An 11,277-nucleotide genomic window follows, 5' to 3' on the forward strand; every position below is an offset into this window, starting at 1 on the left:
GGGGCCCGGGGGGGGGGGGGGGGGGCGGGGGGCGCCCCCGGGGGGGGGGGGGGGGGGTTGGGGCCCGGGGCCCCGGGGGGGGGGGGGGGGGGGGGGCCGCCCCCCCCCCCCCCCCCCCCGCCACAGAACGCTGGCTCGGGCTGGAGTCGAACGTCGTCACAGGCGGCAGGCACAGGAAGAAGTCCCCTGTTGTCTCCTCAGCGAGACGGCACAGACCAGACACCCAGTTTGATCCCGAATCTGGTTGCTGCGCTTCCACTGCGTCTGCCACCCGTCCGGCTGGCAGACCGAACACTGTGACTGGTTCGGGGCCGACTCTTCCAGGGGGCCGGTGATAGATCAACGGAGAACATAGTGTGCGTACTTCTAGTGCGGCTATGGTTGGTGGTTAGAGTTTCACCAGCCTCGGTGTAACTGATTGTGATGACGGCTCCGGTTGCCGGGCGCGGCCGAGGGCTCTGGACGCAGACCGCTGCTGCAGTGCAGCGGAAACAGGAGACGACAGTGCGGCAACCGGTCCAGCGGCGATCCATAGACAAGCGGCAGGAGCTAGTGGCCGCCGCCGCACGGGTCTTCGCTGAGAAGGGCTACTACCGGACCACGGTGAAGGACATCACGACGCTGGCTGGTGTCGGCCGTGGTGCGTTCTATCACTACTTCAACCTGGGCAAATCCGATGCTGCCACGGCGGTGGTGACGGAGGGCTTCACGATGGACGCGGCCGTGCCGCGGATCCCGCGCATCCAGAGCGTGGTGGACGCCTCGATCGCCCTGGCCACGCTCACTCCCGTGGTTCCGGTCGTCAAAGCCGCCGCAAGACTCGCCACCGAACAGGACCACCCCGACTTCTACGGCCACCTGATCCGGCTCTACACCCCCCAGGTCACTCAGCTGATCGAGCAGGCCAAGGAGTTCGGCGAGCTCCAGCCGGGCGTGGATCCGGCGCTGACTGCGGAGGCATGGGTCATGCTCTACTCGGGGACCGACCAGCACGCCCGCCTGGACTACCACCGGCTGCCGGAGAAGATCGCGCAGGCGAATGCGGTGATCGTGCAGGGCATCGTCACGGCGGAAACAGCCCTCAAGCTGGACATGTCGGTTCAGCGGGGCGACCTTCTGGTGCGGCAGTCCCGTTGGGCCGAGGAGTACATCCAGGGCCTCGAAGCCATGGCGTCGGCGACGGGCAGCCCGGCCTGACCTGATCTCAAGGAGACGGGGCCGCGAGAGAAGTCCCTCGCGGCCCCGTCTCTGTGTGTGCTCAGGTCAGGCGGCCGGGGATGGGCGTGTAGCCGTCGGAAATGAACGACGAGGGTTCCGGGAGGTTTTCCGGCGCCGCTGCCAGTCGGGCGTCGGGGTACGGCCGTTGCCGAACGCCAGGTTCCGTGACCCGTCGGCGCGCTGCGCGTTGAACCGCTCAGGGTCCGCGTACGTCTCGGAGTCGGTGTTGGCGCCGGCGAGGCGGATGAGGATGGGCTCTCCCTCCTCGAACCGCTCCCCGCTCCGGGCGTCTTCGAACTGCCGGACGGCGAAGCGCAGCGGCACAGCGGCGATCGGCGCCCGCAGTTGCCGATGGCCGTCACCGTAACTGTTCAGGGCGTTGTGGGTGCCGATTCATGCGGCGATGACCCGTCCATGCTCCGGGTGCCCTCGCGGAAGCCCGGCCAGTGCCGTGCGGCGTCCCGGCTGACGAGGGACAGCCTCCCCGCGAGTCCCGGGTCGACCACCACCCGCGCCTGAACTCCCCCCGGCAGCTCCACCACCGGGGCGGGGCCCGACGCCCTCAGGCGCTGCCCATCCTGGCCGTTGGTCTGGTCCGCCGTGGCGCCGCGCAGGTGCGGGCACCCGCCTCTCGGCGGTACTACCAACGGCCCGTCCGCGAGGAGGCCGACGTCGGGAGCGTCTTCGTGCGCACCGTCGACCGATTCGTGTCCGGGGGGCAAGAGTCACAGCAGCACTCCTCATGTCGTTACGCAACGTCATCACGAAGGGCCCCCGACCACCGAGGGATCGGCGGCGCCGCCCGTCGAGAAGGTCGGGGCGCGGGAGTGGGGGTTTGCTCTGCGTGAAACGCATGACACTGCCCGGGTTACAAACCAAACCATGCACATGGTTTGATCTCTCCATCGTTCAGGGCAGGTGACGAGATGGCAACGGCCCATTGGCGGGCGCACAGTCTGTGCGTACGACCCCGGGCTGCTACAGAGGGGGAGAGCAGTGCCGGGAGTAGAGCGCGAGTACCAGCGACTGATGGAGCGCTACCGGGGTCGGCGGACCCGGAAGGAGCTCGGGCTCGAACCCTACTCCCTCCCCTTCGGCCGGGGCAGCCGCGGATCCGAGCACGTCCGGCAGGTCGACGTCGACACCGCGCTCCAGGGGGGCGCGGGCACGTACCAGAAAATCCGTGCGGGCCGACTGCGCCCCTCACCGGACCTCTACCTGCGCCTGGCGCAGCTGCTCGGCTTCAGCCCCGAGGACACCGCCATCGGGCACTTAGAGTTGTTCCGGACCGAGCCGGTGCCGCCCTCTGCGGCGCCCTCGCCGTACCTGAGCCGCCTGATAGACGGTCAACGCGAGATCTCGTGCGCGATCACGCCTGACGGGCACCGGATGGCCGCCAACGCCGCTTTCGCGGCGCTCTTCCCCGAGGGCGGACCGCCGGCCAACCTGTGGCACTGGGCGTTGTTCAGCGCCGACGCGGAGAAGGTCCTGCTGGATTGGGAGCAGGCATGGGCGCCGCGCCTGCTGACCGAGGTCAAGCTCATGTGCCACCGCGCGCAGCGGGACGTCGCTGCTCTGAGCCTCCTGTCCGAGGTTGCCGACGACTCCCGGCTGCGGGGAATCGAGGAGAGCGGTAGCGGGCTCGACGGCGCGTCCCTGCCGCTGCACCACCCGGCGCTCGGCGGCGGGACCGCGCACCTGCTGACCTCGCGGACCACCGGCGGGAGCGTCCTGACACTCATTTTCGAACCTGGCGCTGAGGAGCTGTGATGCACATTCTGATGCCGGAGGACCCGGTGTTCATGACGCGGTTCCTGGAGATGGAGGAACCCCTCCTCCACTCCCTGTACTACCTCCACCTCGATTACCTGCCGGAGGGCCAGGCCGAGACGATCCGCCGCGCCTATGAGGGCTGGGGCACCATTCAGGCGACGATGCCCAAGTTCTTGAGCTGGCACACGCCGACCGCCTTCGAACTCGCTAGGGTCCGCCGGGAGTCGGAGGGCTACCGCCTCCACAGCCCCGAGGGCGAGCAGCTGATCAGCCTGTACGGGGTGGAGGTCGGCGTCGAGAGCATCAGCGACCTGACAGCGTGCCTCGCGCTGCTCGAAGGGGCCGAGAACGAGCTGGGCGGGCCGCTGTCCGGCGCGCTTCAAGAGATCAGGGAGCCACGGGAGCGGGACCTGGTCGACAACTTCCGCCGGGTCCTGCGGGCGTTGCAGATACCGGCGCCCCCCGCCCTGCTCGCGGCCCTGGAGCAAGCGGCACCAGCCGGACCGGAGCGGGAGATCTTCCTTAACGATGCGCAGTACGCCGAGTACGAGGCCTACCGCGATCAGTTCTGCAACGCTCTCAGCACCGGCGACGCGTTTATGTACGAGATGCACCGGTCCCTGTACCTCTGACCGACCCGTCCGCCCGGCCGCCGCCTGCTCGGCGGCCGGGAAGCCTGTCTCCCCCGTGGTGCCGGTCAGGCGCTGAGCATCGGGTGCGTCTCCAGTAGCGCCTCGGACACAGCGAAGGCGCGAGTCAGGGTCAGCGCGTGCGGCTCCAGGAAGCCCAGGGCCGCGTCGACCGCATCGGGCAGCTCCTCGACCTGATCGGCCGTCAACCGCCCCCGGGCCAGGAGGTCACCGCTGTGCGCGGCGACCCGGCGCAGCGCGAACAGGGCATGCAGCCCTCGCAGCAGGTCCGTCGGCAGCCCGGAGGGAACCTGGCTGGAGGCGGTCAGCAGGGACTCGGCGGCGAGCCGGTGGACGTGGGCGTCCGCCAGCGCCACGGCGGGCGTCACCGACGCGTTCCAACGGGCCAGCGGGGAGGAGGCGCGCTTCCTGAGCCGGGCCTTCGCGCGGGTGTGGGAGATGCGCTCGATGTCGGCCAGGAGGTCCTGGAGGAACTGGGGGTCGGCCAACTCCCGGTCCTCGGCCGCGATCTCGCTCTCCGGTTTGAGGTCGACACCGCCGAGCAGCATCTCACCCCCGGCCTTCTGCATAATCACCGTGTTGTCACCCTCGGCCGTGATCGTGCCCTCGATCGAGGCGAGCTGCAACGCGATGCCGTTCGCCTGGATCAGGCCCTGGGCGCCGCACCGTTCGCGGCACTCGGTCATGACCGCCCGGGCCCGCCAGGTGATCCACGCCTTGCTGATCGCCGTCAGCCGCTCGTACGCCTCACGCTCCTCCCCGCTCGCCCGGTCCCACTGCCGCACGACCGACCGCTGGAGCAGCGTGGCGGCGTAGGTCGTCGCCACGGCGTCGAGCAGGGGCGTGTGGTGCCCGCGGTGCGCGATCAACGGCACCCGCTGCCCCTTCGTCATACCCGAGGTCACCCGGGTGTGGGCGTAGCGCATGGCGATGTCGAGAGCGTGACGCATGACGCCGAGGCTGTGGGCGGTCATGCAGAGCTTGCCCATCGTGACTCGTCCGATGGACTGGAGGAATCGTCGGCGGGGGCTGCCGAGCGTGCTGGTGAACTCGCCGGTGGGGGTGAGGTGGCCGTGGTCGCCCTGGAGGAGGGCGCTGTGAGGGAGGCGGACGTGGTGGAACGTCGTGGCGCAGTGGTCGACGGGGCTGCTGGCCGTCTGGGGCAGCGGCCGCACCTCCACACCTGGCAACGGGCTGCCGTCGCGGTCGCTGAGAGGTGTCAGGAACAGGAAGACGCCGTGGTCGGTGCCGTCGACGATCAGGCGGGCCGCGACGACGGCCCCCTTCGCCCCTCCGGCCGGGCTGGTGTTGGGCATGAATTTCGCCGCGGCGGGTGTGGGGGTGTTCAGCACGAACCCGCGTGTCGCCCGGTCGTATGTCGCCGTGGTCTCCATTTGCGCGGCGTCGTTGCCATGGGCGATCTCGGTGCAGAGGAAAGTCCCGATGCGGTCTGCGCGGATGTACTCGCTCAGGTCGCGCCCGGCCGTCTCGTGGTCTGCCAGGCTGCCGAAGAAGAGGTTGTAGTGGATGGCAACGATGGTCGCCATGCCCGGGTCCACCGCACCGGCCCACTCGTGGATGGCGGTGAGTTCGGCCGGATCGTTCGCCAGGACCTGCGGTGCCTCCACGGCCTCGTTGAGCAGGCGGAGTCGGGCGTAGCTCAGGTCTATGCGTTCTCGGTGGGTCAGCCCCTCCTCGAAGCGGAACGGGGCGGAGCTGAAGAGGTGCCTCCATCGCTCGTGAGTCGTGCCCAGCTGACCGGCGAACAGGGCGTCGGCGAGGGCGGTGGAGGCGTGTGCGGTATCCGGAATCTGAGAGTCAGTCACACCCGAGAAAACTAGCCTGATCGATCGCGTCTGACGGGGTGATGATCAACACGATTGAGCTGGGCGAAAACACGGTAGGTACCCGCACCGTCACTCGCTTTCACCTGACTTGGCGGCCGCCGAGCACGAGCGGACCGATCCGGCGCGCAAAATGCAGCCAGGGCCCCTCCGCGTACCCGCGAACGGGGTGCGGAGCGGCCCTGCGTCGTGTCAGGGGATGCTGTTGGCGAATTGGGGTGCCGGTAAGAAGGCTGTCACCAGCCGCAAACGGCTGCTCTACTCCGCAGACTTCGCAGGTCGAGGCAGTTCGGCTGCAGCTGTCGCCTTGGCAAGCGCGGCTTTGGCGTACGTCACTGGAGACCTCAAGGTAAAGGAGTGTCGGCATTGCCGGGGCGACGATGCGGCAAGCCGCGTTAACCTCGATCTTTCGTGACGGTCCGTCGGAACATCCGGCGGGCCGTTTCGCTGTCGTGGCTGGTTGCGGGTGCGGTGAGGGCCCGGCTGTCGCGTCGGGTAGGCGCCGGGTTCCACGATTTCCGGCGGGGTGATCAGGCTTGTTCGGGCGGGTGGCGCTGCTGGTCAGCCGGGGTTCGGGAGAGCCGTGAGTCGCTGGACCGCATTGGTGATCACATCGGTCCAGGGCCAGTGACGGCCGAACCGGAGGTGCCGGCGGCGGGCGGTGGTGACAATCTGGGCGGCGGCGGAGAACAGTCGCAGCCGCAAGCGGCGGGGCTCCCAGAGGCGGGGTTTACCGGTCAGGGCAAGCATGGGCAGCCAGGCCAGCAGGTCGAGGGCGAGCTGGTCGATCTCCAGCCAGATCTGGTTCTGCGCGGTGTCGTGCAGGGGCAGGTTCCGCAGACCGGTGGCGCGTGCGGCCCGGATGCGGTCCTCGGCCCTCGCGCGCTGACGGTGCCGTAGCTCGAGATTGGTGATCCTCCCGTCTGCCGTGTTGGTGGCGAAGGCGGTGAGCCGCAGCCCATCTGCGTCGACGAAGCGCAACTGGGCGCCGGGATGTGGTCGTTCCTTGCGGACGATCAGCCGCATTCCCTTTGGCCAGCCCTTGAGGACGTCGCCGTCGAGCTCGGCAGTCCAGGCGCCGTCGCGGATTTCGCCGCCCGGTTCGACGGCGGGCGTCCAGGCGGAGGCGGGGACCTTCAGGACAGCCTGGTGAATCTGCTCGGTGATGGTCATCCCAACCGAGTACGACAACCACCTGCCGCGCTGGGCGAGCCAGGCCACGAACTCGTGGGTGCCGCCTGCGGAGTCGGTGCGGATCAGCGTGGACCGGCCGCGCCTATGCCGCTGGGGAAGTTGGGCCAGGGCGAGCCGGGTAGCGGTGATGTGGTCGGCGGCGGTGTTGGAGCCCGCGTTCCCCGGTCGCAGCAGGGCGGCCACCGGCTCCCCGGTGCCGCCGCATCCGTGATCGACGAAGCCCATCAGCGGATGGTGCCCGTAGGTCCTCTTCCAGGTTGCGGCCGCGTCCTGCTTCTCGGAGTGCGCCAGTACCAGCACTCCGTCCAGGTCCACGATCACGTGGCCGTCCTTGTCCGGCGCCTGGTTCCGGGCCAGCTGCCATACATACTCGCGGACATCGGCCCGAGCGGTACGGATCGCGTCCAGGGCCTTCGTCCCGGCAGCGGCGAGGGTGTCGACCAGACGGGAGACGGTCGGGTCGGAGGCCACCGGCCCGAACACGGCAGGCTCAGCCCGCAGCATGCCAACATCGGCCAGACAGTCCCCGCCCAGCGCGACTGCGAGCGCCATATCCAGCAGGATCTTGCCCGGATCGTGCACCGTCCGAGGGCGTCGCCAGGGCGCGAGCGCCGCCGATATCGCAGTATCGAGTCCACTCTTGCGGGCGGTCTCGACCAACAGCACCGCACCGGCCTGGGAGACCACCCCGTGACCGCCGCTCTCGATACGGACACGCGGGTATATCCCGCTACGCTTCCTCACCTGGAGAGCGCCTCTCTTTGGGGTGGGCAGGACCCTAGACAAGCCCTATTTTCCCAGTTCAGAGGCGTTCTCCGGAAGGTCTGACCGGCGGCTGAATATCAGCTCAGACGTGTCACAGGACCCAGGATCCAGGCAGTTCCAGCAAAGTTTCGCCCTCGATCAGGCGCGGTCGCCGGGAGTGCCATCGCGCATCGTCTGCCTGGCCGTTCAGGGGCACGGTAGCCAGTTGGAAGCGGGCATCCAGGGTGTCGAGCTCCGCTTGCCGCGCGGCCCGAATCCTGTCGGTGAACACGGGCCATGCCTCCGCGAGCCAGCGACGGCAGCGAAGCCTGTCCGCGTACTTCCAGATGAGTTCGGCGTCGAACCCCTCTTCCGTATCCTCCACCAACGCCTCCCACGCCTCCATCATGGCGTTGAGCGTCAACATCCCGTATCGCGCCGCCAAACCTCGGCTTGCCCGGTGCACCGACTCGTAGTCATCTGCGCTGAGCGCCTCCATGTCCATGAACACAGCCTGCCAGCTGTTCCACGCCGGATGGATGCGTCACCCAACAGGTGAAAGCACCGTGGCCAAGATGACGACCGGGCCGAAATGTAACGGCCCAGATCACAGGCAGTGGAAGCAACTGGCCAAGAGGCTAATCGAACAACCGTCATGAAAGCCCGAGGTTAAGTGGTGTCGACCGTGAGACAGATTCCGACGAGGGAGTTTCAGATGATCACCATCGGACGACGGACGATAGGTGCCGGGATCTTAATGTTGGCGCTGGTCGCCTGCGGGTCAGGTGCAAGCGAGGGGGGTAAGGCCCCGTCGACGTTGACCAGCGACCAGATGCGGATGGCGCTTCCCGGTAAGGCGACCATTCCTGCGGGGATGAGAACAGACGGTTCACAGGAGGTCATGGTCTCTCAGGACCAGATAGCCCCCGTGGCCTGCCAGTCCGAGACGGGGAGCAACTGCGCCGGCTTTCAGGTCATGGGCGGTAGCAGGTCCCAGGACAAAACCAACCAGGTGGCAGAGCTGCGATTCAACATCTATTCACCGCACTCTGGCGATGATCCGCGGCGACCAGATCGTCCAAGTCCAAAGGGGTACGGGCCACGGTCGTCGATCGTCCTCTCGGGGCCTCACCCCGCGCAGCCGTACGGCCCCGGACTCGCCCATGCGGGGGACACCTGCGCAAGATCACCGCCGTTTGCGGCTGATGACAGCGTTCTTACCGGTACCCCGAATTCGGGGCCCAGCGTTGAGCACTTCGTCCCGTCGGAGTTCATCCGGCGGGACGGAGTGCTGCCAGGTGGGAGGTCCGGGTGTGGGCCAGGGGCCTTTCCGCGGTCCAGGCATCGAGGCGGGCGAGGTTGATCGCGGCTGCGGTGAGCTGGTGCTGGAGCTGGGTCTTGGCGAGCCCTCGATAGCGGCTTTGCCGCAGGCCAGCCGTATGAACGGTGTGGGAGATGGTGCCCTCGATGCCATTGCGGGCCGCGTAGCGTTCCCGCCACTCGGGTGTTCCCCGGGCGGCGCGGGCCTGCTGGATCGCTTCGTGTTCTGCGCGGGGTCGAAGGGTGATCTCTCGCTTGATGGCGCGGTTGGAGCTGATGCACTGGGGCCGGGCGGGGCAGGGCCGGCAGTCGGTGGGTGAGAAGGCGATCCGAATGATCGGAGCGTCACGGATGGAGAATGCGTCCCGCCACTGGCGGGATGTTTTGCCGTTTGGGCAGGTCACTGTCTTGGCATCCCAGTCCACGGCGAAGGCAGCCTGGTTGTAAGTAGCTGTTTTCGATCCAAGGTTCTGGGTAGATTTGCGCCCTAGCCTGGACCGGTGTCTGAGGGTGCTGAGAGGGCCAGAGGGAGGGACTGTCGGGCGTGTGGTGAACGGCTGAGGCCGGACGCCCGGCCCGAGGCGGTGTTCTGCTCGTCGGTCTGTCGTTTCAGGCAGTGGCGCAAGGAAAAGCGGCTGCGTAAGAGGTTGGCAGCTGTCCGGGGCGAGGCCGGCCTGGTCGAGTGCCCCGAGTGCGGGGCCCGCTGGGTGGCGGGTGTCGACCGCCGTTCGGACGCCCGGTTCTGCTCGCGGCGGTGCGTCGTGAGGGGCTGGCGGAAGCGGAAGGATCCGTACGCGGATCGTGCACAGTGACCACTGAGCGAACGCATCCTTGGACCAGTTCCGTTCACGGATCGGTCAATTGCGGTCATTCCTTGTGATCTTCGTATTTCCGGTCCGACTCTCGGGAACAGATGCGGTCCCTGTCCTGCCATGGCCCCAAGTGCCTTGCCCTGGACCGCACTTGGATGGTGAAAGCCATGTCCGAGGAAAACGAGAGCATCGGCGCCGTCAGCCAGTCCCGCTACGAGCAGATCGTGGCCGAGCTGCGAGACGTAGTCGAACAGCAGACCCGAGGCCAGTTCACGATCGGGGACCGGGCCCTGGAGGTCGAACCGATGCGGCAGCGGGGCGGCGAAACCGGGGACAGCGAGTACACGGTCGAGGAATCGCTGAGGCGCCTGGCCGAGGACATCGGCCTGAGGTTCTCCACGGTGAAGACGGCCAGGTGGGTGGCGTCGCGGTGGCCGAAGGAACGACGCCGTCCCGAGCTCGCGTCCTACACGGTCCACCGGTCGCTGGCGAGTATCGAGGACGAGGAGAGGCGGTTCGCGACGATCCTGACGCTGCCGGACGGAAAGGCCCGTTGGACCAAGGACGACGCCAATCGGCAGGTTGGCCAGCAGGTCGAGACGCCCATCACGCCGCAGGAGAAGGTCACCGCGATCCACTCGCTGGCCCGGGACGCCGAGGTCGCGGCCGCGGTGACCACCGACTTCCTGAAGCGTCCCCAGGTCGCGGCCAAGGTGTCCTCGGAGGACAAGGTCCGGGTGGTGGAGGAATTCACCCGCGACGAGCAGGTCGCGACGACCGCCGCGACCAGTCTGCTCCGCAGGCCGGACGTCGCGTTCAAGGCGATGAGCGATGACACCGCCCGCTTCCAGGTCAACTCTGCCCAGGCCTAGCGCAGTCGGCAAGCCCTTGACCACTTCGAGCGCACGAACCCCGTCGCCCCGGCGGTCCGCAACATCGACCGGACGGTGGAGTTCCTCGACCTGGTCACCGCCTTCCACGCGTTCGTCGCCGCGGCCGGCCGGACCGTCCCTGGCCTGCGCGACCGCCTGCTGTCGGAGGACGAACGCACCATCGTCCACCAGAACGTCGCCAAGGTGAAAGCGACCCTCGACTGGATCGAAACGGCAGTCGACACCGGCAAGGTCGACATGGACGACGAGCTCGCGGCGATCCTGCGGGGCGAGTAGTCGTGCCCCGCGCCTCCCGGCGCAAAGGGGACGCGGCCAGACGCCACGCGGACACCGTCCGCTTCGTCCTGTTCGAGGCCCGACCGGCCGGTCTGGAGTTCCATCAGCTGGTCCGCGCGAGCGCGCTCTCCCCTCACCAGGTCCGATCCGGCCTGGCCGCGCTGAAGGACGAGGCCGCGTCCAAGGGCTGGCCGCCGCTGATCTGGAACCGTCTCGACGGCTATCAGCTCGGCGCGGAACGGGCCGCGCTGGAAGCCTACGAACGGCAGGTCGTGGGCGAGAAGCTGACCCAGTTCCGGCGGTTCATCACCGGCACCGTCGCCCCGCACGCCGCCGCCCATCCGAACGACAAGTGGGTCAAGCACATCGTCGCCCAGCTCAACTCCATCGAGTCCACCCTCGACCTCATCGCCAGCGCCTGACCCTTCCTCGCGGGGGGGGGGCCGCCCCCCCCCGGGGGGCCCCCCCCCCCCGGCCCCCGCGGGGGGGGGGGGGGCGCCCCCCCCCCCCCCCCCCAAACAAAACACAACAGGGGGGCGGTAGGACAACCCCC

At 68.4% G+C, this 11,277-nt stretch carries 8 protein-coding genes and 1 pseudogene; 5 read left to right on the forward strand and 4 right to left on the reverse strand.

The window, feature by feature from the left end:
• The first annotated feature begins 504 nt into the window (after positions 1-504).
• The 3 genes from ACH4KB_RS23550 (at position 505) to ACH4KB_RS23560 (ending at position 3,623) form a co-directional block, all read left to right on the forward strand.
• Positions 505-1,197, forward strand: coding sequence for a TetR family transcriptional regulator (locus tag ACH4KB_RS23550; RefSeq protein ID WP_398067853.1), 693 nt, complete (start codon positions 505-507; stop codon positions 1,195-1,197).
• A 1,017-nt stretch (positions 1,198-2,214) separates the two neighbouring features.
• A complete protein-coding gene (locus ACH4KB_RS23555; RefSeq protein WP_398067854.1) occupies positions 2,215-2,988 on the forward strand; it encodes a sulfotransferase in 774 nt (257 codons plus the stop codon).
• Positions 2,988-3,623 carry a hypothetical protein gene (locus ACH4KB_RS23560; RefSeq protein WP_398067855.1) on the forward strand — a complete coding sequence of 212 codons (636 nt, stop codon included), beginning with the start codon at positions 2,988-2,990 and terminating at the stop codon, positions 3,621-3,623. Before ACH4KB_RS23555 ends, ACH4KB_RS23560 begins: the two co-directional genes overlap by 1 nt.
• 65 nt (positions 3,624-3,688) lie before the next feature.
• Here ACH4KB_RS23560 and ACH4KB_RS23565 read toward each other — a convergent pair whose 3' ends face one another.
• The 4 genes from ACH4KB_RS23565 to ACH4KB_RS23580 all read right to left on the reverse strand — a co-directional run bounded on the left by ACH4KB_RS23565 (position 3,689) and on the right by ACH4KB_RS23580 (position 9,168).
• Positions 3,689-5,467, reverse strand: coding sequence for an acyl-CoA dehydrogenase (locus ACH4KB_RS23565; RefSeq protein ID WP_398067856.1), 1,779 nt, complete (start codon positions 5,465-5,467; stop codon positions 3,689-3,691).
• Positions 5,468-6,046: 579 nt separating this feature from the next.
• Positions 6,047-7,423, reverse strand: a complete 1,377-nt coding sequence (locus ACH4KB_RS23570; protein WP_398067857.1) for an IS1380 family transposase — start codon at positions 7,421-7,423, stop codon at positions 6,047-6,049.
• Positions 7,424-7,535: 112 nt separating this feature from the next.
• On the reverse strand, positions 7,536-7,928 hold the full coding sequence (locus ACH4KB_RS23575) for a hypothetical protein (protein ID WP_398067858.1): 393 nt from the start codon (positions 7,926-7,928) through the stop codon (positions 7,536-7,538).
• 766 nt (positions 7,929-8,694) lie between these two features.
• A complete protein-coding gene (locus ACH4KB_RS23580) occupies positions 8,695-9,168 on the reverse strand; it encodes a transposase (protein WP_398067859.1) in 474 nt (157 codons plus the stop codon).
• A 554-nt stretch (positions 9,169-9,722) separates the two neighbouring features.
• Between ACH4KB_RS23580 and ACH4KB_RS23585 the strand changes: the two are divergent.
• Together ACH4KB_RS23585 and ACH4KB_RS23590 are read left to right on the forward strand one after the other, a co-directional pair.
• Positions 9,723-10,724 (forward strand): annotated as a pseudogene (locus ACH4KB_RS23585) (DUF6192 family protein).
• Between the two features lie 2 nt (positions 10,725-10,726).
• Positions 10,727-11,146, forward strand: a complete 420-nt coding sequence (locus ACH4KB_RS23590; protein WP_398067860.1) for a RacP protein — start codon at positions 10,727-10,729, stop codon at positions 11,144-11,146.
• Positions 11,147-11,277 lie beyond the last annotated feature (131 nt).

This window comes from Streptomyces sp. NPDC017520 (assembly GCF_044329855.1).
Taxonomy (GTDB): Bacteria; Actinomycetota; Actinomycetes; order Streptomycetales; family Streptomycetaceae; genus Streptomyces.